Source organism: Azospirillum isscasi, from assembly GCF_030849505.1.
GTDB classification, from domain to species: domain Bacteria; phylum Pseudomonadota; class Alphaproteobacteria; order Azospirillales; family Azospirillaceae; genus Azospirillum; species Azospirillum isscasi.
In genome coordinates this window covers 1-21006 of the sequence record NZ_JAUJFI010000020.1, presented here as the reverse complement: position 1 = coordinate 21006, position 21006 = coordinate 1, and the positions used below count along the sequence as shown (strand labels likewise).

General features: G+C 68.6%; 17 protein-coding genes and 1 pseudogene. 12 read left to right on the top strand and 6 right to left on the bottom strand.

Annotated elements, in window-relative coordinates:
- Positions 1-35: 35 nt before the first annotated feature.
- Both QSG27_RS06495 and QSG27_RS06490 read right to left on the bottom strand, forming a co-directional pair.
- The gene (locus tag QSG27_RS06495; RefSeq protein WP_306704426.1) at positions 36-1841 is read right to left on the bottom strand and encodes a M3 family oligoendopeptidase; all 1806 of its coding nucleotides are present in this window, start codon (positions 1839-1841) and stop codon (positions 36-38) included.
- Positions 1842-1977: 136 nt separating this feature from the next.
- Positions 1978-2334, bottom strand: coding sequence for a hypothetical protein (locus tag QSG27_RS06490; protein ID WP_306704379.1), 357 nt, complete (start codon positions 2332-2334; stop codon positions 1978-1980).
- A gap of 306 nt (positions 2335-2640) precedes the next feature.
- On the opposite strand from QSG27_RS06490, the gene QSG27_RS06485 reads away from it, so the two are divergent.
- Entirely contained in the window at positions 2641-3720 is a 1080-nt protein-coding gene (locus QSG27_RS06485; RefSeq protein WP_306704377.1) for an extracellular catalytic domain type 1 short-chain-length polyhydroxyalkanoate depolymerase, read from the top strand.
- Positions 3721-3907: 187 nt separating this feature from the next.
- Positions 3908-5827 (top strand): propionyl-CoA synthetase, encoded by a 1920-nt coding sequence (locus tag QSG27_RS06480; RefSeq protein ID WP_306704375.1) that lies wholly within the window; start codon positions 3908-3910, stop codon positions 5825-5827.
- 76 nt (positions 5828-5903) lie between these two features.
- Here QSG27_RS06480 and QSG27_RS06475 read toward each other — a convergent pair whose 3' ends face one another.
- Positions 5904-6200, bottom strand: coding sequence for a DNA-binding protein (locus QSG27_RS06475; protein ID WP_306704373.1), 297 nt, complete (start codon positions 6198-6200; stop codon positions 5904-5906).
- 22 nt (positions 6201-6222) lie between these two features.
- Here QSG27_RS06475 and QSG27_RS06470 point away from each other — a divergent pair, with 22 nt between their 5' ends.
- The 4 genes from QSG27_RS06470 (at position 6223) to QSG27_RS06455 (ending at position 8804) form a co-directional block, all read left to right on the top strand.
- Positions 6223-6360 (top strand): hypothetical protein, encoded by a 138-nt coding sequence (locus tag QSG27_RS06470; protein ID WP_306704371.1) that lies wholly within the window; start codon positions 6223-6225, stop codon positions 6358-6360.
- A 150-nt stretch (positions 6361-6510) separates the two neighbouring features.
- Complete coding sequence (locus tag QSG27_RS06465; RefSeq protein WP_306704369.1) at positions 6511-7020, top strand: sigma-70 family RNA polymerase sigma factor; 510 nt, start codon at positions 6511-6513, stop codon at positions 7018-7020.
- Entirely contained in the window at positions 7020-7961 is a 942-nt protein-coding gene (locus QSG27_RS06460; protein ID WP_306704368.1) for an anti-sigma factor family protein, read from the top strand. The genes QSG27_RS06465 and QSG27_RS06460 overlap by 1 nt, the downstream gene beginning before the upstream one ends.
- A 177-nt stretch (positions 7962-8138) precedes the next feature.
- Entirely contained in the window at positions 8139-8804 is a 666-nt protein-coding gene (locus QSG27_RS06455; protein ID WP_306704366.1) for an SGNH/GDSL hydrolase family protein, read from the top strand.
- A gap of 23 nt (positions 8805-8827) precedes the next feature.
- On the opposite strand, the pseudogene QSG27_RS06450 reads toward QSG27_RS06455, so the two are convergent.
- Positions 8828-12361, bottom strand: a pseudogene (locus tag QSG27_RS06450) (indolepyruvate ferredoxin oxidoreductase family protein); the annotation flags it as partial.
- 634 nt (positions 12362-12995) lie between these two features.
- On the opposite strand from QSG27_RS06450, the gene QSG27_RS06445 reads away from it, so the two are divergent.
- From QSG27_RS06445 to QSG27_RS06425, 5 genes are all read left to right on the top strand, one after another.
- Positions 12996-14339, top strand: a complete 1344-nt coding sequence (locus QSG27_RS06445; protein ID WP_306704364.1) for a glycoside hydrolase family 5 protein — start codon at positions 12996-12998, stop codon at positions 14337-14339.
- 288 nt (positions 14340-14627) lie between these two features.
- Positions 14628-16040 carry a threonine synthase gene (thrC, locus tag QSG27_RS06440; RefSeq protein WP_306704362.1) on the top strand — a complete coding sequence of 471 codons (1413 nt, stop codon included), beginning with the start codon at positions 14628-14630 and terminating at the stop codon, positions 16038-16040.
- Complete coding sequence (locus QSG27_RS06435; protein ID WP_306704360.1) at positions 16037-17293, top strand: M16 family metallopeptidase; 1257 nt, start codon at positions 16037-16039, stop codon at positions 17291-17293. The genes thrC and QSG27_RS06435 overlap by 4 nt, the downstream gene beginning before the upstream one ends.
- A gap of 27 nt (positions 17294-17320) precedes the next feature.
- Positions 17321-17911 carry a GNAT family N-acetyltransferase gene (locus QSG27_RS06430; protein WP_306704358.1) on the top strand — a complete coding sequence of 197 codons (591 nt, stop codon included), beginning with the start codon at positions 17321-17323 and terminating at the stop codon, positions 17909-17911.
- Positions 17912-18030: 119 nt separating this feature from the next.
- Entirely contained in the window at positions 18031-18234 is a 204-nt protein-coding gene (locus tag QSG27_RS06425; RefSeq protein WP_306704356.1) for a hypothetical protein, read from the top strand.
- A gap of 31 nt (positions 18235-18265) precedes the next feature.
- Here QSG27_RS06425 and QSG27_RS06420 read toward each other — a convergent pair whose 3' ends face one another.
- Positions 18266-18469, bottom strand: coding sequence for a hypothetical protein (locus QSG27_RS06420; protein WP_306704353.1), 204 nt, complete (start codon positions 18467-18469; stop codon positions 18266-18268).
- A gap of 154 nt (positions 18470-18623) precedes the next feature.
- On the bottom strand, positions 18624-19199 hold the full coding sequence (locus tag QSG27_RS06415) for a YqgE/AlgH family protein (protein ID WP_306704351.1): 576 nt from the start codon (positions 19197-19199) through the stop codon (positions 18624-18626).
- Positions 19200-19359: 160 nt separating this feature from the next.
- Between QSG27_RS06415 and QSG27_RS06410 the strand changes: the two genes are divergently transcribed.
- Positions 19360-21006: cytochrome c biogenesis protein CcdA (locus tag QSG27_RS06410; RefSeq protein ID WP_306704349.1), on the top strand; the 1647-nt coding region annotated here is incomplete at its 3' end.

The following is a 21006-nucleotide window of genomic DNA, read 5'->3' as shown; positions in this document are numbered from 1 at the left end:
GACGTTCGTCAAGAAATCCCGGCCAGACATACGGTTCAGGGCTGATTTTCCAGTTCGTCAACAAAGCCGCGGATGACGTTCAGCCCCTTCTGCCAGAAGGCCGGGTCCGAGGCGTCCAGGCCGAAGGGCGCCAGAAGCTCCTGGTGGCGCAGCGTGCCGCCCGCCGACAGCATCGCCAGATACTTCTCCGCGAAGCCCGTCTCCGCCTCCTGATAGACCGCGTAAAGCGAGTTCACGAGGCAGTCCCCGAAGGCGTAGGCGTAGACGTAGAAGGGCGAATGGATGAAGTGCGGGATGTAGGACCAGTAGTTCCGGTACCCCTCGTCGAAGCGCAGCGCCGGGCCGAGGCTTTCGGTCTGCACCGCCATCCAGATCTCGCCCAGCCGCTCCGCGGTCAGCTCGCCGTCGCGGCGTTCGGTGTGGACGCGGCGTTCGAAGTCGAAGAAGGCGATCTGGCGAACCACCGTGTTCAGCATGTCCTCGACCTTGGAGGCCAGCATGATCTTGCGGCGCTTGGGGTCGGTCTCGCGGTCGAGCAGGGCGCGGAAGGTCAGCATCTCGCCGAACACCGACGCGGTTTCCGCCAGCGTCAGCGGCGTGTCGGACAACAGGTGCCCCTGGCCGCCGGCCAGGATCTGGTGCACGCCGTGCCCCAGCTCATGCGCCAGCGTCATCACGTCGCGCGTCTTGCCCTGGTAGTTGACCAGCAGATAGGGGTGGACGCTGGGCACCGTGGGGTGGGCGAAGGCGCCCGGCGCCTTGCCGGGGCGCACCGGCGCGTCGATCCAGGCGTTGTCGAAGAAGCGCCTGCCGAGATCCGCCAGATCCGGCGAGAAGCGGCCATAGGCGCCGAGCACGAGGTCGCGCGCCTCGTCCCAGCGGATGCTGCGGTCGGCGTCGTCGGGAAGCGGCGCGTTGCGGTCCCAATAGTCCAGATGGTCCTGCCCGAACCATTTGGCCTTCATCGCGTAGTAGCGGTGGGACAGGGCCGGGTAGGCGTCCTTGACCGCCGCGGCCAGCGCGTCCACCACCTCGTCCTCGACGCGGTTGGACAGGTTGCGGGCCGACGTCGGCGCCTTGTAGTTGCGCCACTTGTCGTCGATCTCCTTGTCCTTGGCCAGCGTGTTGGTGACCAGGGCGAACAGGCGGATGTTGTCGCCCATCACCCGGCCGATCACCGTCCCGGCCTCCTTGCGGACCGCGGGGTTGCGGTCGGACAGGCGGTTCAGCGCCTCGGCACAGGTCAGCTCCTTCCCGCCCATGGGGAAGCGCAGGGACGCGATGGTTTCGTCGAACAGGCGGTTCCAGGCGGCGCGCCCGACCACATGCTTTTCATGGAGCAGCCGCTCCACCTCGTCGGAGAGCTGGTGCTCGCGGAACAGGCGGACGTCGCGCAGCCAGGGGGCGTAGCGGGCCAGATCCTTCGACGCCTTCAGCTTGGCGTCCAGAACCCGGTCCTCCAGCCGGTTGATCTCCAGCGTGAAGAAGACGAGGTGGGTGGAGATGCCGTTCACCCGCTCCTGCGCCGACTGGTAGAACTTGGCGATGGCAGGGTCGGTCATGTTGCCGTTGTAGACCAGCCCGGCGTAGGACATCACCCGCGACAGCACCTCGTCGATGCGCTCGTACTCGCGGATGGCGGCGGCGAAGGCGTTGCCGTCCAGCCCGGCCAGCTTGCCGGCGTAGGTCGCGTGGAAATCCTTGGACGCGCCGTCCATCCGGTCCAGGTCGGCCTTCAGCTCCGGCGACTCCATGCCCGGATAGAGGTCGTTCAGGTCCCAGGACGGCAGGACGCCGAGGTCCGGTCCGTCCCCCGCGGCGGCCAGGGCGGTGTCGGGCATGCCGGTCGGTGGAGCGCCAAGATAAATGCCAATCGGGTGCGGGGCGGCGCTGCGGGTCATCTGTCCCTCCGTTCTGTGCTTGGAAGGGGATATAAGCGCCGCGCGTGTTCCGGGGAAGGCTGCCGTGGGGGGCTGCTCAGGGAACCGGGCTTTCCTGCGCCCGGCGGATCGCCGCCTCGACGCATTGCAGGTGCAGCTTCTTGCGGGCGAGTTGGCGGGTGCGCCGCTCCTCCGGGTCGGTGGTGGGCATCGCCTCGATGGCGCAGCCGCGCCAGCCGTTGCCGTCCAGCGCGCGGGCGACCTCCGCGTAACCGAAATAGCCCTTGTCCGGCTGCTCCCACGGGGCGCGGAAGTCGGCGCGGCGCAGGACGAAGCGGTTGGACTGGCTGGACCCGCCGAGGTTGGTCAACCGCGCCAGGATCAGCCGCTCGCCGTTGGGGTGAACGACGGTCAGGATCGGGCGGATGCCGGTGATGGGCGGGTCGATGCTCATGGGGACATGCATAACGTCCCGTTTCCCAATAGGCCAGAGACAAGGCCGCAACGGGCCGCAACGGGCTGCGCGGGCCGGCCCGGATGGCGGGCGGGGAACGCTCCGTCTCCAAATCAAAATCCACCATACGCAAGTATGCAATCACTTCTGATCTTTGAAATTTTGCGGTTCACAAGTGATGATTGCCGCTTCTTTATGGGCGGTCATGCGGTGCCTCGGGGTGCCGCGAATGGAGCCTCCGAACGCGGGAAGGAGAGGGTCGTGGTGTCATTGTGGGTGTGCTTACGGAAGCCGGTGGCGGCGGCTTTGCTCGTCTTGTCGGGGCTGCTGCCCGCCGCTGCGGCGCTCGCCCAGCCGGCGCCGGTCGAACTACCCGCCGGCGTCTACGACGCGCAGGGCACGGCCCTGTCGGCGCTGGTTTATGTGCCGGACGGCGCGCGGGCGCGCGGCAAGGCGCCGCTGCTGGTCCTTCTGCACGGCTGCGAGCAGGACGCCCGGACCTTCTTCGAGGATTCCGGCTGGAAGGACATGGCCGACGCCCATGGCTTCGTCACCCTGCTGCCGGCGCAGAAGCACAATATGCTGTCCATGGCGGGAACCGGCGGCTTCGGGCGCTACGGCAACCCGCTCGGCTGCTTCAACTTCGCCGACCGGCTGAACAGCCCGCTGAAGGGGTACGTCCCGCGCGAGGCGGCGGCCATCGTCTCGATGATCGGCGCGGTCCGCGCCGGCCACGGGCTCGGGTCCGGCGGCCCGGCGGTGGAGGCCGACCGCATCCACGTCACCGGCCTGTCGGCGGGGGCGGGCATGGCGGCGACCCTGCTGGCCGACTATCCGCAGGTCTTCGCGGGTGGGGCGCTGTTCGCCGGCGTGCCGGCGCTGTGCGCCCAGAGCATGCAGTCCGCGGCGTCGATGTGCGGCATCTCCGTGATGCGCGCCTGCGGCGAGGTGAAGGCGCGGTCCGGCGGCTACGACAGCCGCGAATGGGCGAAGACGGTGCAGCGGGCGCAGCACCCCGCCGGGCGTCCGCGGGTGCTGATCGTCCAGGGAGCGGCGGACTGCACCGTGGACCCGCAGAACGCCCTCTACCTGACCAACCAGTGGACGGCCTTCCATGGCCTGAAGACGGATTCCCCCGTGGTCATCGGGCAGGAGCCCTCCTGGCCGGACCGCGCCGTGCGGCAGGGCTACGCCCCGGCGGGCGCCAACGCGCTGTGGGTGGAAACGGTCCTGCTGAAGGGCGTCGGCCACGTCATGCCCATCGACACCGCAAACCCGCAGCGCCCCTGCGGGCGGGTGCGCGTGTCGGACAAGAAGACCTACATCGAGGATGTCGGGTTCTGCGGCGCGGCGCTGGCCGCCGGTTTCCTGCAACTGGAACCGTGACCAACCTCCGGGAGTGGCGGCGGGCGGTCGTGGCCTTCGACGAAGGTGGTGCGACAGCCCGCCGCACCTTCCGGAATGCCGTTTGCCAAACGGTGCAGCTTTGACGCAGATTGGGGCCGCTGCGTGAACGTTCATTGCGCGGCTGCGGAGAAACGCGAACCAAGACAAAATAAAAGGGACGCCCCCCATGAGCCAAAGCTCGGCCGATCGATACAACCAGATCCACGCCCGCTCTCTGTCCGATCCCGATGGGTTCTGGGGCGAGGCTGCGGAGGACATCACCTGGATCAAGCGCTGGGACAAGGTGCTGGACGACAGCAACGCTCCCTTCTACCGCTGGTTCACCGGTGGCGTCCTGAACACCTGCTACAACGCCGTGGACCGCCATGTGGAGGCCGGACGCGGCGCCCAGGCGGCGATCATCTACGACAGCCCGGTCACCAAGACCGTGCAGACCATCACCTACGCCGAACTTCAGGATCAGGTCGCCCGCTTCGCCGGCGCGCTGCGCGCCCAGGGCGTGGAGAAGGGCGACCGCGTCATCCTCTACATGCCGATGATCCCGCAGTCGCTGGTCGCCATGCTGGCCTGCGCGCGTCTGGGCGCCGTGCATTCGGTGGTGTTCGGCGGCTTCGCCCCGCATGAGCTGGCGACCCGCATCAACGACTCCCAGCCGAAGGCCATCGTCTCCGCCTCCTGCGGCATCGAGCCGAACCGCATCGTCAAGTACAAGCCGATGCTGGACGCCGCCATCGAGCAGGCCGAGCACAAGCCGTCCAGCGTCATCGTCTTCCAGCGCCCGCAGGAGACCGCGACCCTGGTCGAGGGCCGCGACATCGACTGGGCGGAGGCCGTCGCCAAGGCCGAGCCGGCGGAATGCGTGCCGGTGGCCGCGACCGACCCGCTCTACATCCTCTACACCTCCGGCACCACGGGCCAGCCGAAGGGCGTCATCCGCGACAACGGCGGCCATGCCGTGGCGCTGAAGTGGACGATGAAGAACATCTACAACGTCCAGCCGGGCGAGGTGTACTGGGCCGCGTCGGACGTGGGCTGGGTGGTCGGCCACTCCTACATCGTCTATGGCCCGCTGCTGCACGGCTGCACCACGGTGGTGTTCGAAGGCAAGCCGGTGGGCACGCCGGACGCCGGCACTTTCTGGCGCGTGATCGAGCAGCACAAGATCGGCACGCTGTTCACCGCCCCGACCGCCTTCCGCGCCATCAAGCGCGAGGATCCGAACGCCGAGCTGCTGAAGAAGTACGACCTGTCGCACTTCCGCGCCCTGTTCCTGGCCGGCGAGCGGTCGGACCCCGACACGCTGCATTGGGCCGAGGACAATCTGAACGTTCCGGTCATCGACCATTGGTGGCAGACCGAGACCGGCTGGGCGATTTCCGGCAACCCGCTGGGCGTGCACCTGTTCCCGATCAAGTACGGTTCCGCCACCCGCCCGATGCCGGGCTGGAACGTGCAGATCCTGAACGCCGAGAACAAGGAAGTGCCGCGCGGCGACATCGGCGCCATCTGCGTGAAGCTGCCGCTGCCTCCGGGCACGCTGCCGACGCTGTGGAACGCCGACGAGCGCTACAAGAAGTCGTACCTGTCCGATTACCCGGGCTACTACCAGACCGGTGACGCGGGCTTCATCGACGACGACGGCTACGTCTACATCATGGCCCGCACCGACGACATCATCAACGTCGCCGGCCACCGCCTGTCCACCGGCGGCATGGAAGAGGTCCTGGCCAGCCACAAGGACGTGGCGGAATGCGCGGTCATCGGCGTCGCCGACGACCTGAAGGGGCAGGTGCCGCTGGGCTTCCTGTGCCTGAAGGCCGGCGTGACCCGCCCGCACGAGGACATCGTGAAGGAGGTCGTGCAGCTGGTGCGTGAGCAGATCGGCCCCGTCGCCGACTTCAAGCGCGCCGTGGTGGTGGACCGTCTGCCGAAGACCCGCTCGGGCAAGATCCTGCGCGGCACCATGCAGAAGATCGCCGACAACCAGGACTACAAGACCCCCGCGACCATCGACGATCCGGGCATTCTGCCGGAGATTGCCGAGGCCCTGCAGTCGCTGGGCTACGCCAAGTCGCATCAGGGCTGACCGGTCCCGCCGGCAACGGCGCTGCGTTCCAAGCCCCTTCCCCGGCACCGCCCGGGGGAGGGGTTTTCTTTTCGGGTCAGCCCTTGTCCAGCCCGCTCAGGGACTCGGCCAGTTCGTCCAGCCGGACCTGTTCGGCCTCCAGTTCGGCCAGCGCGCGGCGGGCGTTGGTGATGTCGAGATCGAGCTGGTCGCGCCGCCGCCGGATCAACTCCTCCAGCGGGGTCAGTTCCGCCATGGCCAGCGCCTGGGCGATGGCCGCGTTGCTTCCGCCGCCCATCGCCAGCCGCACCATGCGCGCGGTCGGGCGGATGCCCTGCGCCTCCAGATGGCGGGCGGTGACCAGGATCTCGATGGTGTCGTGATGGCGTGCCATGGCCCGGCCCTTATGACGCACTGTGGCCGATCTTGCCAAGCCGCAGGCCGGAATCGCCGGTTCATCCGCACTCAGCGGCGATATGCCACAAGGCGGAGCTTTCCGGCGCCGCCCCGATTTTGCCGAATTTTTGCTGCACGCCCATCAAAGTCTGGAATAAACGATGAGCGGGGCGCGTTCACCCTGGCGTACCGGGTCCTGTGTCGGGCTCGGCCCTGGGAGGGCGCGCCACCCGTTCCTACCTGAAGGAGTGCCATGATCCGCCACCCGGCGGTCCGTGGTGCCTTTGCGGCAACAATCGGGTGCGCGGTTGAGCAAGTTCGGGGTCGAGCTGGAAGTCCACATCGCGTCGCTGCGCCGCTATGCGCGTGCGCTGCTGCGCAACCGTTCGGATGCCGAGGATCTGGTGCAGGAGGCGTTGACGCGTGCGGTGGCGCGCGCCGACACCTTCAAGGCGGGGACGAACCTGCGGGCGTGGCTGTTCACCATCCTGCACAACGTCCATGTCAATCAGGTCCGCTCCAAGGCGGCGCGGCCCGACGAGGTCGATGTGGACAGCGTCGAGTCGAAGCTGGTGACGCCGGCCCGGCAGGAGGAACGTGTGGAGTTGCGCGAGATGATGCGCGCTCTCGACGATCTGCCGGAGGAACAGCGCAAGGTGCTGCTCCTCGTCGCGCTGGAGGGCCTGAAATACGATGAGGTCGCCGAGATGCTCGGCGTGCCGATCGGGACCGTCATGTCGCGCCTCTCGCGGGCGCGCGAGGCGGTCAGGGCGAAGCTGGCGAACGAGGGCTCGGTGACCCTCAGGCGGGTGAAGTGATGAACGCGCATTGCGTAACGGACGACGAACTGCATGCCTATGTGGATGGGCAACTGGCTCCGGAACGCCGGCTCTTCGTGGAGCGATGGCTGGCCGACGACCCCGATGCCGCCCGCCGGGCAGAGGACTACCGCGCCCAGGCCGCGCTGCTGCACGAACTCTTCGACCCCGTGCTGCGCGAGCCGGCCAGCGGCCCGGTCGAGGAGCTGACGGACAAGCTGCGCGGGCGCATGCCCGGCAACGACAACGCCGCCCCTTGGCATGGCCGTTCCTGGGTGCGCATGGCCGCGGCGGTGATGCTGATCGTCGGTGGTGCCGGCGGCGGCTGGCTGGGCCGCGGCGCGGTCGATCAGTCGCCGATCGTCCAGCAGCGCCAGACGCTCCAGACCTTCGCGGAGGAGGCCACCCAGGCCCACCGCTTCTACACCTCCGACGAACGCTTCCAGGTGGAGCTTGGCGCCGACAATCAGGACGAGCTGAACAGCTGGCTGTCCAAGCGGGTGGGGCGCGACGTCTTCGGCCCGGACCTGGGCAAGGTCGGCCTGCGGCTGATCGGCGGGCGGTCGCTGCCCACCGAACAGGGCGCCGGCGCCCAGTACATGTACGTGAACGACGCCAACAAGCGGGTGACCCTGTTCGTCGGCGCCCCGCGCTCCGGCAACCCGGCCAAGTTCGGCTTCTCGCAGAACGGCGACGTGGCGACCATCTATTGGGTGGAAGGCCCGCTGGCCTACGCGCTGGCCGGGCGGATGCCCAAGGAAGACCTGCTGCGCATCGCCGAGGCCGTCTACAACGACGTCAAGGCCGGCCCCCGCCGTCCCGAGCCGCCGCCCCAGCAGAACCAGCAGCCCCCGCAGGACCAGCAGCCCCAGCCGCAGCAGGAGCAGCAGCCCGGCGGCGTCCAGCCGATCAGCGACACGCACAAGCCGAAGGACAGCTGAGGCGGGTAGGCTGCGCCCATCGATGTGTTCGGAAGGTGGTCGCGGTGGGCCCCCACCCAACTCCCCCACTTCGCGGGGGAGGGCTCAAATTCCCTCCCTCGCCGAAGGTGGGGGAGGGTCGGGATGGGGGTCCGGTGCAAAGGCTCATCTCTTGATAGAGGCGCTCGGGACCAGGGCATGCGGGGCTGGTACTTCATCGGCGACAGCCATGTGCAATCCTTCGAGGTCGCCGCCAACCTGTGCCTGCTGAACCGTCCGGCGCGCAGCCTGCCGGTGCCCGGTGCGACCGCGGTCGGGCTGCGCAACCCGGAAAGCCATACCCACGCGGTCACCCTCTTCAAGGAGGCGTTGCTCCCCGCCCATCCGGACGCCATCCCGGTGATCCAGCTCGGCGAGGTCGATTGCGGCTTTGTCATCTGGTGGCGGGCGCAGACCCATGGGGACTGCGTGGAACGGCAGTTGGAGGAGTCGGTGGCCGCCCTTGCCGCCTTCCTGGACGATCTGCTGGACGGCGGCTATCCCACGCTGGTGCTGACCGGGGCGGTGCTGCCGACCATCCGCGACGGTCAGAGCTGGGGCAAGGTCGCCCGCGCCCGGCACGAGGTGACCGCCACGCTGCGCCAGCGCACCGGCCTGACCCACCGCTACAACGCCCGCCTGCGGGACGAGGCGGCGGCGCGCGGGCTGCCCTTCATCGACATCACCCAGCGCATCAGCGATCCGGACAGCGGGCTGGTCGCCGAGGCGTTCCGCAGCCCGAACCCCGGCGACCACCATCTGCACCCGCTGCGGTCCGCCGAGGTCTGGGCGGAGGCCCTCAACGCGCTGGACCTGCCGCCCTGATCCTCCTCCCCCTTACCTGACCGTCACTCCGCGGCCATCGGCTGCGGGGCCGCGGGCTGGCGGAAGCCGTCGAGCAGGGCGGCCTCCTTCGCCTTGGCCGCCTCCACGTTGCGGGCCTTCACCGGGCCGTAGCCGCGCATCTCCTGCGGCAGGCCGGCGATCGCCACCGCGGTGGCGTGGTTCTCGCGGGTCAGCCCGTGCAGGATCTCGCCCATGGTGGTCTCGTACTCCACGATCAGGCGGCGCTCCATGCGGCGCTCGGCCAGCCAGCCGAAGGGATCGAGCGGGCTGCCGCGCAGGCGCTTGCCCTTGGCGAGCAGGCGCAACGCCTTCAGCATCCACGGGCCGAAGCGCTTCTTCTTCGGCTCGCCGCCGTCCTCGCCGGTCTCGCCCATCACCGGCGGGGCCATGTGGAAGACGAGCTTGTAGTCGCCCTCGAACATCCGCCCGACCTGCTCGACGAAGCCGGTGTCGGTGAAAAGCCGCGCCACCTCATACTCGTCCTTGTAGGCCAGCAGCTTGAAGTAGCCCTTGGCCACGGCCTCCGTCAGGGCGGTGGAGCCGGGGACCTTCTGCCCCTCGACGCGCCGCGCCCAGTCCACCAGCGCGTGATAGCGGCTGGCGTAGGCCGCGTCCTGATAGTCGGTCAGGAAGGCGGTGCGGCGGGCGATGGTCTCGTCCAGGCCGGCGGAGGGGCGGCGCTGGTCGAGGATGAACAGATCATGCCCATTGGCGTTTGCGGCGGCCTGCTCCTGCGGCGGGTTGGCGGCGGCCTCCACCGCGGCCAGATCGACGGCGGCGCGGCGGCCCCAGTTGAAGGCGTCGGTGTTCATCTTCACCGCCACGCCGTTCAGCTCGATGGCCTTCAGGATGGCCTCCGCCGTGATCGGGATCAGGCCCTTCTGCCACGCATAGCCCATCAGGAAGGGATTGGTGGCGATGCTGTCGCCCATCAGCGCGGTGGCCAGCTTGGTCGCGTCGAAGGCGTTCACCGCCCCCTCGCCGCAGGCCTTGCGGATGTCGGCCACCAGATCGCGGACCGGCACGGTGAAGTCCGGCTTCTTCAGGAAGTCCACGGTGATGGTGTCGTGCGTGTTGATGACCGCGCGGGTGTGGCCGTGCGCCATCTTCGACAGGGCGTCGCCCGCCCCGGCGACGATCAGGTCGCAGCCGACCACCGCGTCGGCCCCGCCCGCCGCGATGCGCACGGAATGGATGTCCTCCGGCGTGGCGGCGATGCGGATGTGGCTGGTCACCGCGCCGCCCTTCTGGGCGAGGCCGGTCATGTCCAGCACGCCGACGCCCTTGCCCTCGATGTGGGCGGCCATGCCGAGCAGCGCGCCGATGGTGACCACCCCGGTGCCGCCGACGCCGGTGACGTAGATGCCCCAGGGCCGGTCGAGCGCGGGCAGGGTGGGGATGCGCAGGTCGGACGGGTCGGCGCCGGCCTTGGCGGTTCCCGTCTTCGCTTCGACCGGCTTCGGCTTGCGGAGCTGCCCGCCCTCCACCGTCACGAAGCTGGGGCAGAAGCCCTTGGTGCAGGAATAGTCCTTGTTGCAGCTCGACTGGTCGATCTGGCGCTTGCGCCCGAACTCGGTCTCCAGCGGCACCACCGACACGCAGGAGGACTTCACGGAACAGTCGCCGCAGCCCTCGCAGACCAGTTCGTTGATGACCACGCGCTTGGCCGGATCGACCATCTTGCCGCGCTTGCGGCGGCGGCGCTTCTCGGTGGCGCAGGTCTGGTCGTAGATCAGGGCGGTGACGCCGGGGATCTCGCGCATCTCCTTCTGCACGCGCTCCAGGTCGTCGCGGTGCTCGACGCCGGTGTACTGCGGCAGGCCGTCGCCGATGCCGTACTTCTCCGGCTCGTCCGACACGACGACGATGCGGCCCACCCCCTCGGCGCGGAGCTGGGCGGCGAGCGACTGGACGGTGAGCGTGCCGTCCACCGGCTGGCCGCCGGTCATCGCCACGGCGTCGTTGAACAGGATCTTGTAGGTGATGTTGGCGTTCGCCGCGATCGACTGGCGGATCGCCAGGATGCCGGAGTGGTAGTAGGTGCCGTCGCCGAGGTTGGCGAAGATGTGCTTCTCCTCGGTGAAGGGCGCCTGCCCGACCCAGGGCACGCCTTCGCCGCCCATCTGGGTGAAGGTGTCGGTCTTGCGGTCCAGCCACGTCGCCATGTAGTGGCAACCGATGCCGCCCAGCGCCCGGCTGCCCTCCGGCACATGGGTGGAGGTGTTGTGCGGGCAGCCGGAGCAGAAGGTCGGCTTGCGGACGACGCGGGCCTGATGGGCCTTCTGCTTCTCCTGGGCGTCGAGGAAGGCGACGCGGCGCTTCAGGTTCTCGTTGTCCACGAAGCGCTCCAGCCGGCGCCCGATGACCACGGCGATCTGGGCGGGCGACAGCTCGCCGGCGGAGGGGAGAATCCACTCGCCATGCTCGTCGAACTTGCCGACCACCTTGGGGCGGACGTCGGGGTGCCAGTTGTAGAGCTGTTCCTTGAGCTGGTTCTCGATGACCGCGCGCTTCTCCTCGACCACGACGATCTCGTCCAGCCCTTCGGCGAAGTGGCGCACGCCGTCGCGCTCCAGCGGCCAGGGCATGCCGACCTTGTAGACGGTGAGGCCCCAGTCGGCGGCCATCGCCTCGGTGATGCCCAGCTCGTCGAAGGCCTGCCGGACGTCCAGATAGCTCTTGCCGGTGGTGACGATGCCGAAGCGCGGGCGCGGCGAGGCCATCATCACCTTGTCCAGCCGGTTGGCACGCGCGAACGCCAGGGCGGCGTACAGCTTGTGCTTCATCAGCCGGTATTCCTGCTCCAACGGCGGGTCGGGCCAGCGGATGTTCAGCCCGCCCGGCGGCATCGGGAAATCGGTGGGGATGACAGGGCTGACGCGGTGCGGGTCGATGGTGACGGAGGCGGAGGTGTCCACCGTCTCCGCGATCGTCTTCATGGCGATCCAGCAACCGGAATAGCGGCTCATCGCCCAGCCGATCAGGCCGTAATCCAGGATCTCCTGCACACCCGACGGGTTCAGCACCGGGATCATCGCGTGCATGAAGGCGTGTTCGGACTGGTGCGGGAAGGTGGAGGACTTGGCGTTGTGGTCGTCGCCGGTCAGCACCAGCACGCCGCCGTTGCGCGACGTGCCCGCCGCGTTGGCGTGCTTGAACACGTCGCCGGAGCGGTCCACCCCCGGCCCCTTGCCGTACCACATGGAATAGACGCCGTCGTACTTGGCGCCGGGGAACATGCCGACCTGCTGGCTGCCCCAGACGGCGGTGGCGCCCAGCTCCTCGTTCACGCCGGGCTGGAAGCGGATGTGGTTCTTCTCCAGGAATTTGCGGGCGTTCCACAAATTCTGGTCGAAGCCGCCCAATGGCGATCCGCGGTAACCCGAAATGAAACAGGCGGTGTTCAGCCCGGCGGCAAGATCGCGCTGGCGCTGCATCATCGGAAGGCGCACCAGCGCCTGGGTTCCCGTCAGGTACACGCGCCCTTGTTCAAGCGCGTACTTGTCGTCCAGGGTCACGGTTGCGAGAGCCATTGTTCCATCCCCTTGTCTGCGCCCTGAAACGGCGCTGTTCCGGGCGCGTTCGGCGCGCCGCTTCTTGTGTTTGTTCGATAGGCAAAAAGGTAACGAAGGCTGTCTTATTCGGCAACCGGTGCCGGGCCGCCGCCTGCAAAAAGCAAGGAACGGTCCGGCGCTCGCAGCGCTGTGAAACGGACGGGTGGAAATCGCCCTCCGGCGGGACATTCCCGCTCGCGTCCGGAGGCGCTCGACCTCCCTTCCTCCACCCGAGCCCTTGTCTGACTCCGATATGGGGTGGGAACGGCGCCGCTCCTCGCATCTTCTCTCCTCCGCGAGGCGGGCGAGGAACGGGGAAGGGCGAAGGGGCCGATGGGAAAATGCAAAATCTCCGTGCGCAAAAGGCTGGCCGGTAATCCTCCTTCGTCTTGGCGACCCATTCGGGGCGGAGGAACGATCCGGCGGCACAGGACGCCCAAATCAGCGGAAATGCTCGGCGTCGTGCTGTTGAGTAAAATGCCGCGAAAATCCGCCCATCCGGACATGATCACACATGCCCAGGATTGCAGCAATTGCGCGGCATTGTCAGCAATATTTCGTTAACCATAAACCATCAGCCTTCAGCCCAACGCGAACGGCAACGAGGCTGGAAACAATGAGCATCGCCAAGGGCTTCCTGCACACGGACGGCAACCAGATCGTCGATTCGTCGGGCCAGAACGTCAAGCTGACCGGCGTCAACTGGTTCGGCGGAGAGGGCTTCGTCTTCAACCCCAACGGCATGGACACGCGCGGCTACTGGGGAATGATGGACCAGATGAAGGCGCTGGGCTTCAACACCATCCGTCTGCCGTGGAGCGACGCGGCGCTGGACGCCGACCGGGCGACGGGCATCGACACCTCCAAGAACCCCGACCTCGCGAACAAGTCGCCGCTTGAGGTCATGGACAAGGTGATCGACTACGCCGGGCGCATCGGCATGAAGGTCATCCTCGACCATCACCGCTCCAGCGACGGTGCGTCGGCCAACGAGAACGGCCTGTGGTACGACGACAAGTACCCGGAGTCGAAGATGATCGAAAACTGGAAGATGCTGGCCGAGCGTTACAAGGGCAACGACACGGTCGTGGGCGCCGACCTGCACAACGAGCCGCACGGTCAGGCCACCTGGGGCGGCGGCGACAAGGCCACCGACTGGGCCTGGGCCGCCGAGCGCATCGGCAACGAGATCCAGTCCGTGAACAAGGACTGGCTGCTGCTGGTCGAGGGCGTCGAGATCCACGAGAACCAGTGGGAATGGTGGGGCGGCAACCTGCGCGGCGCCAAGGACCGTCCGATCGAATTCGACAATCCGGGCAAGCTGGTCTACTCGGTCCACTCCTACGGCCCGTCCATCCACGAGATGGAGTGGTTCAAGGCCAGCGACTATCCGAACAACCTGCCGGGCCAGTACACCGACAACTGGGGCTGGCTGCTGAAGGACAACAAGGCCCCCGTGCTGGTGGGCGAGTTCGGCGGCAAGCTGGAGACCGGCCAGGACAAGGCCTACATGGCCAAGCTGATCGACTACATGAACGGCGACCTGGACGGCAACGGCACCAACGACCTGGGCGCCGGCAAGGAAGGGGCGAGCTGGACCTACTGGTCCTGGAACCCGAACTCGGGCGACACCGGCGGCATCCTGAAGGACGATTGGCAGACGGTCGACCAGACCAAGTACAACGCCATCAAGGAGGGCCTGTTCGACGGCGGCGGCAGCGCGGCCAAGGCCCCCTGGTCCCCGGCGACGGCCCAGGCGCTGGCCTTGGATGGCGGCGAGGGCGACGTCAACGTGCTGTCCCACACGGTGAGCCAGCCGCAGCCGGTGGACCACGGCGCCGCCGCCTCGGTGAGCGCCGCGCTCGCCGCCCAGACGGCGGTGGAACTCCATCCGGCGGACGCCGCGCACGATCCGTCGGCGCCCTACCACGACCCGCTGGACGTCCACACCGGCGCCTGATCGGCGGCTTGTAAAAGCCCCTCTCCCGTCCCGGGAGAGGGAAGGGCCCCACGCGCAGGCGTGGGAAGGGTGAGGGTGCTGCAAGAGGGCTGGTCTTCGATCCTCGCGCGATCCTCACCCGGCGCCTTCGGCGCCACCCTCTCCCGGGGCGGGAGAGGGAAGCATGATTGCAATGCACCCGGAACCCGCCGCTTGCACGGCGTGTGGGAGGGCGCTAACTATGCCCGTTCCACAAGAGTCGCCGGCCCGCCACCGCGTCGGCCACCTTCAGGCGTCGGAGAGTGTGCGTTGAAGTACGTCAGCACGCGGGGCCAAGCCCCGGTCCTGGGTTTCGAAGAAGTCCTTCTGGCCGGTCTCGCGCGTGACGGCGGCCTCTATGTCCCGGAAAGCTGGCCGCAGTTCTCGGCGGACGAGATCCGGGCGATGCGCGGCCTTCCCTACAGCGAGATCGCCGTGCGCGTCATGCTGCCCTTCCTGGGCGGCGCCATCGCCGAGGACGACTTCCGCGCCATCGTGACGGACGCCTACGCCAGCTTCGACCACGCCGCCGTGACGCCGCTGGTGCAGATCGACGAGCGCACCTGGGTGATGGAGCTGTTCCACGGCCCGACGCTGGCCTTCAAGGACGTGGCGCTGCAGCTTCTGGGGCGCCTGTTCGACCATGTGCTGGCCAAGCGCGGGGAGCGGGTGACCATCGTCGGCGCGACCTCGGGCGATACCGGCTCCGCCGCCATCGAGGCGTGCCGCGACCGCCAGAACGTGGACATCTTCATCCTGCACCCGAAGGGCCGCACGTCGGAGGTGCAGCGCCGCCAGATGACCAGCGTCCTGTCGGACAACGTGCACAACATCGCCCTGCACGGCACCTTCGACGACTGCCAGGATCTGGTGAAGGCGATGTTCAACGACATGGCCTTCCGCGACAAGATGGGCCTGTCGGCGGTGAACTCGATCAACTGGGCGCGCATCATGGCCCAGATCGTCTACTACTTCGTCGCCGCGGTGGCGCTGGGCGCGCCGGACCGCAAGGTGGCCTTCACCGTGCCCACCGGCAATTTCGGCAACGTCTACGCCGCCTACGGCGCGCGGGCGATGGGCCTGCCGGTGGAACGGCTCGTCGTGGGCTCCAACACCAACGACATCCTGGCCCGCTTTTTCGACAGCGGCACCATGTCGGCGGCCCCGGTCGTGCCCACATTGAGCCCCAGCATGGACATCCAGATCTCCTCCAACTTCGAGCGGCTGCTGTTCGATCTGCTGGGCCGCGACGGCACCGCCGTGCAGGCCGCCATGGACCGCTTCCGCGCGGAGGGCAAGTTCGAGGTCACCCCCGATCAGCTCGTCGAAGCTCATGGGGTCTTCACGGCTGACCGGGCCGACGATAAGCTGACCAGCTACATCATCCGCCGGGTTTGGAACCAGACCGGCGGCTATCAGATCGATCCGCACACCGCCGTCGGCGTCCATTCGGCCTGGGTGGCCCCCGTGGACGAGGCGATCCCCCTGGTCGTGATGGCGACCGCGCATCCCGCCAAGTTCCCCGACGCGGTGGAGAAGGCCACGGGCCACCGCCCGGCCCTGCCGCCGCGCCTGTCCGACCTCTACGAGCGGGAGGAGCGGCTGTCCGAGCTGCCCAACGATCTGGCGGCGGTCCAGGAGTTCGTCGTCGCCCGCGCCCGCGCCACCAAGGAGGCCGCATGAGCATCCGCGTGACCACGCTGCCGAACGGGCTGCGCGTCGCCACCGACACCATGCCCGGCGTGCAGTCGGTCTCGCTCGGCTGCTGGGTCGGGGTCGGCACGCGGAACGAACCGGCGACCGTCAACGGCGTGGCGCATCTCGTCGAGCATATGCTGTTCAAGGGCACGAAGCGGCGTTCCGCCTTCCGCATCTCCGAGGAGATCGAGAATGTCGGCGGCCAGCTCAACGCCTACACCACGCGCGAGCAGACCGCCTACTACGCCAAGGTCCTGCACGACGACACGGCGCTGGCGCTGGACCTCATCGCCGACATGCTCCAGAACTCCGTCCTCGACGAGGAGGAGCTGGTGCGGGAGCGCACGGTGGTGCTTCAGGAGATCGGCCAGTCGGTCGACACCCCCGACGACATCATCTTCGACCATTTCCAGTCCACCGCCTATCCGGGGCAGGCGCTGGGGCGGCCCGTGCTCGGTTCGGCGGAGATCGTCGGCGCCCTGTCGCGCCCGGCGCTGGTGGACTACATCGACGGCCAGTACGGCGCGCCCGGCATCGTCCTGGCCGCCGCCGGGCGGCTGGAGCACGACCGGCTCGTGGACATGGCGCTGTCGGCCTTCGAGGGGCTGTCCTCCCGCCCGGCGCCGGAGTCCGAGGACGCGCGCTACGCCGGGGGCGACTTCCGCGAGGCGCGGGATCTGGAGCAGATGCACCTCGTCCTGGGCTTCGACGGGGTGGGGGTGCACGATCCGGACTATTACGCCCATTCGGTGATGTCCACGCTGCTCGGCGGCGGCATGTCGTCCCGCCTGTTCCAGGAGGTGCGGGAGAAGCGCGGGCTGGTCTATTCCATCTACACTTTCTCCGGTGCCTACCGCGACGGCGGGCTGTTCGGCGTCTACGCCGGCACCGGCGAGGACGAGGTGGCGGAACTGGTTCCCGTCGTCTGCGACGAGCTGATGCGGGTGGCCGAGGACGTGACCGACGAGGAGGTGGCCCGCGCCGCGGCCCAGCTTCGGGCCGGCACGCTGATGGCGCTGGAAAGCTCCATGTCGCGCTGCGAGCAGCTGGGGCAGCAGATTCTGGTCTACAACCGCCCGGTGCCGGTGGAGGAGATCGTGCAGAAGATCGGCGCGGTCGACCGCGACTCCATCGTCCGCGTGGCCCGGCGCCTGCGCGACAGCCGTCCCACCGTGGCCGCCCTCGGCCCCATCGGGCGGCTCGAAGAGTACGACCGCATCGCCGCGCGGCTTCGGTAAGGGACGCGCCAGGGTGGGAGGGGCAGCATGATCCGCCTGCTCGGCGGTGGTCTCATCAGCCCGCCGGCGATCCGGCTGGACGGGCCGGTCTGCTACATCCGCCCTCCGCTGCCGCGGGACTGGCGGGAATGGGCCGACCTGCGGGCGGATTCCCGCGCCTTCCTGACCCCGTGGGAACCGACCTGGCCGGCGGACGCCCTGACCCGCGCCGCCTTCGGGCGGCGGCTGCGGCGGCAGGCGCAGGAATGGCGCGACGACCAGGGCTACAGCTTCCTCGTCTACGACCGCGCGACCGACCGGCTGGTCGGCGGGCTGGGGCTGACCAACCTGCGGCGCGGCGTGGCCCAGATGGCGACGCTCGGCTACTGGGTTGGGCAACCCTACGCGCGCAACGGCTACATTTCCGGCGCCACGCGGCTGGTGCTGGACTTCGCCTTCGGCCAGTTGGGGTTGCACCGGGTCGAGGCGGCCTGCCTGCCGACCAACGCGCCGAGCCGCGGGCTGCTGGAGAAGGTCGGCTTCACGCATGAGGGCTATGCCCGCGGTTACCTGCGCATCGACGGGGCGTGGCGGGACCATGTGCTCTACGCCATCCTGCGCGAGGAATGGCGGGGATAGCCCGTTCGGTTGGGGGGCGGCGGCCCTTTTTCCCGGCGCCCGGCTCCGGTCGGCTTAACCCGCGATTAACGGAGCGGGTGCAGGCTGACGGCATGTCCTTCGCATCGAAAGAGGCGGATATGTCTGAGAAGCCCACCTGGACGAAAGAAGATTCCCTGACCTACGCCGTCGAACTGGACGGGCGCCGCGTCGATCTGCGCTATGAGGCGTCCGGTTTCCAGAGCGGCTGGGCGGTCTACGCCGGCGACGAACTGGTCGAGCGCTGCGGCGAGCTGATGCAGGCGCGCGGCCTCGCCATGGCGATTGCCAGCAAGAGCCTATAAATCCGGAGCGTGCTCGTGAAGTCCCCGCCGTTCACAACGCGGCGGGTTTGCGGCCCAGGCCGACCTCCAGGGTCAACTGGTCGATCCGCCCGTCGAGACGGCCGATCTCCCGCATCCGGAGCACGCCGACCATCTCCTTCATCTGACGCTGCTCGTCGCCGAACTCATGCATGTTCCGTTCGAGCCGGTCCACACTTTGTTCCAGCCGGTCTACGCGCGTTTCGAGGCGCGCCACGTCGTCCTTGGTGGCGAGGGTCGGAAGTGTCGCGTCGATGCGCTCGACCTTGTCGAGAAGGACGGTCAGGATGGTTTTCAGTTCGGCGTCCGTTGCGGGCTCCGCTCGCGTACCATCGTAGGATACGACCGGAGGGCGATCTTCTCCAGGACCGTTACGCGTGTCCGGCTTCCGCCGACAGCATGGAGAGGCTGACGCCGAGCTTGGCGATGGAGCGTTCCCACTTGGTGTCCAACTCGGGATCGAACAGGAGCGACTCGTCGCAGGGAACGTTCAGCCAGCCGTTCGCCTGGATTTCCGCGTCCAGCTGCCCCGGCCCCCAGCCGGCATAACCCAGAAGCAGGATGTTGCGGCGCGGCCCGCGGTCCTCCGAAATGGCGCGCAGGATGTCGATGGTCGCGGTCAGAGCCACCTCGTCGTCCACCACCAGCGTGCCGTCCCGCACGTAATCCGTCGAATGCAGGACGAATCCCCGTCCGGATTCCACAGGACCGCCATAATGGACGGGCATGTTGGCGACCGGTTCCTGGATGTCGATCTCAAGCTGCTCCAGCAAATCCTCGAAGGTGACGGACCCGAACAGGCGGTTGACGACGAGGCCCATGGCGCCGTCTTCGTTGTGGGCGCACATATAAATCACGGTCCGCTGAAAACGCGGGTCCGTCATGCCCGGCATGGCGATCAGCAACTGGCCGGTCAGATAGTCCGAGGACTTGGTCAGGTGCGGCATGGGCGCTATCCTTGTGTCGGCGGGGGACGGGTGGGGCCGATGGCGGCCACCCGCATCCGTCTTCGCCCGAGTGTGACAGCACGGGCCAAGCTTTGTCATCCATATACAGCCGCGGCCGATCGGCGGCCCGCTGCGTCTTGATATGAGAACAGTCGGTGCGATGAAAAGGTTTGTTCCCTTCCTGCTCGCCATCCTGGCCTTGGCCGCACCCGGACCGGGACGGGCGGAAACCGGCTCCTGGGTCAAGTCCGGCCCGGTGGAGGCGCGGCTCGTCGCGTCTGTGCAGGGGGTGGGCGACCTCGCCACGATCCCGCTGGGGCTGGAGGTCCGGCTGGAGCCGGGCTGGAAGACCTATTGGCGCACGCCGGGCGACGCCGGCTTCGCGCCGCGGCTGGATTGGTCGGGCTCGAGGAACCTGAAAGGGACGGAGCTGATCTATCCGGCGCCGCACCGCTTCACCGTGCTGGGTTTCGAGACGGCGGGCTATGACGCGGAGGTGCTGTTCCCCATCGCCGCCACCCCGGCGGAGCCCGGCAAGGCGCTGGACCTCGCGCTGAAGGCGGAGGTGCTGGTCTGCTCGACCATCTGCGTGCCGGAAACGGTGGCGCTGAGCCTGTCCATCCCCGAGGGACCGGCGGTGCCGGGTCCGTCCGCCAACGGCATCGCCCGCGCCCAGGCGCTGGTGCCCGGCGACGGGCGCGCCTCCGGCCTGACCGTCACCGCGGTGCGCGGGCAGGGGGCGGCGTTGGAGGTGGAGGTGACCGCCCGCGATCCGATGGTCGCCCCGGACGTCTTTGTGGAAACCGAGCCGCCGGTCACCTTCGCCGCCCCGAAAAGCCAATTCCTCGACGGCGACCGGCGCGTGATCCTGCGGATGGACGCGACCGACCCGCCTCCCGGCCTGGACCTCGCCGGACGGGCGATGACGCTGACCGTGGTGGACGGCAACCGCTCCGTGGAAACCCCGGCGACCGCGGCGGCGGGCCTCGGCGGGGGCGCCGGACGGGCGCCGGCGGGGCTGCTCGCCATGCTGGGGGTGGCTCTGCTGGGCGGGCTGATCCTGAACCTGATGCCCTGCGTGCTGCCGGTGTTGTCGCTGAAGCTGCTGTCCATCGTGCAGCACGGCGGGCGGGCGCCCGCGGCGGTGCGGGCGGGCTTCCTGGCCTCCGCGGCGGGCATCCTGACCTCCTTCATGATCCTCGCGGCGGTGCTGGTCGCGGTGAAGGCTGGGGGTGGCATGGTGGGCTGGGGCATCCAGTTCCAGCAACCGCTGTTCCTGGTCTTCATGGTCGTCCTGGTGACCCTGTTCGCCGCCAATCTGTGGGGCCTGTTCGAGCTTCCGCTGCCCCGCGCCATCGCCGACCGGATGGGCGGGACGGAAGGAGATGGGCCAGAGGGACAAAGGTTGGGCGGGCAGTTCGCGACGGGCGCTTTCGCCACGCTGCTCGCCACGCCCTGCTCCGCACCGTTCCTGGGGACGGCGGTGGGATTCGCGCTGGCCGGCGGAGTGCTGGAGGTGTTCGCCATCTTCGCCGCCTTGGGCGTCGGGCTCGCGCTGCCCTACCTGCTGATCGCCGCCTTCCCAGGCGCCGCCCGGCTGCTGCCGCGCCCCGGGCGCTGGATGGTGGGGCTGCGCCGGGTGCTGGGCGGGGCGTTGGCGCTGACGGCGCTCTGGCTGCTGTCGGTGCTGGTGGTCCAGGTGGGCGAGGTCGCGGCGCTGGCCGTCGCGGTGCTGATGGGCGGGCTGGTCGCCGCGCTGTGGCTGGGCCGCCGTCTGGCGGAATCGGCGCGCTGGGCCGGGGCGGGG

Excerpts from the sequence above, each read along its gene's own strand:
- QSG27_RS06445 (WP_306704364.1), top strand. The coding sequence starts at position 12,996 with ATGAGCATCGCCAAGGGCTTCCTGCACACGGACGGCAACCAGATCGTC.
- QSG27_RS06480 (WP_306704375.1), top strand. The coding sequence starts at position 3,908 with ATGAGCCAAAGCTCGGCCGATCGATACAACCAGATCCACGCCCGCTCT.
- QSG27_RS06425 (WP_306704356.1), top strand. The coding sequence starts at position 18,031 with ATGTCTGAGAAGCCCACCTGGACGAAAGAAGATTCCCTGACCTACGCC.
- QSG27_RS06415 (WP_306704351.1), bottom strand. The coding sequence starts at position 19,199 with ATGCCGCACCTGACCAAGTCCTCGGACTATCTGACCGGCCAGTTGCTG.
- QSG27_RS06455 (WP_306704366.1), top strand. The coding sequence starts at position 8,139 with ATGCGGGGCTGGTACTTCATCGGCGACAGCCATGTGCAATCCTTCGAG.
- QSG27_RS06435 (WP_306704360.1), top strand. The coding sequence starts at position 16,037 with ATGAGCATCCGCGTGACCACGCTGCCGAACGGGCTGCGCGTCGCCACC.
- QSG27_RS06430 (WP_306704358.1), top strand. The coding sequence starts at position 17,321 with ATGATCCGCCTGCTCGGCGGTGGTCTCATCAGCCCGCCGGCGATCCGG.
- QSG27_RS06475 (WP_306704373.1), bottom strand. The coding sequence starts at position 6,200 with ATGGCACGCCATCACGACACCATCGAGATCCTGGTCACCGCCCGCCAT.
- QSG27_RS06460 (WP_306704368.1), top strand. The coding sequence starts at position 7,020 with ATGAACGCGCATTGCGTAACGGACGACGAACTGCATGCCTATGTGGAT.
- QSG27_RS06490 (WP_306704379.1), bottom strand. The coding sequence starts at position 2,334 with ATGAGCATCGACCCGCCCATCACCGGCATCCGCCCGATCCTGACCGTC.
- QSG27_RS06495 (WP_306704426.1), bottom strand. The coding sequence starts at position 1,841 with ATGCCCGACACCGCCCTGGCCGCCGCGGGGGACGGACCGGACCTCGGC.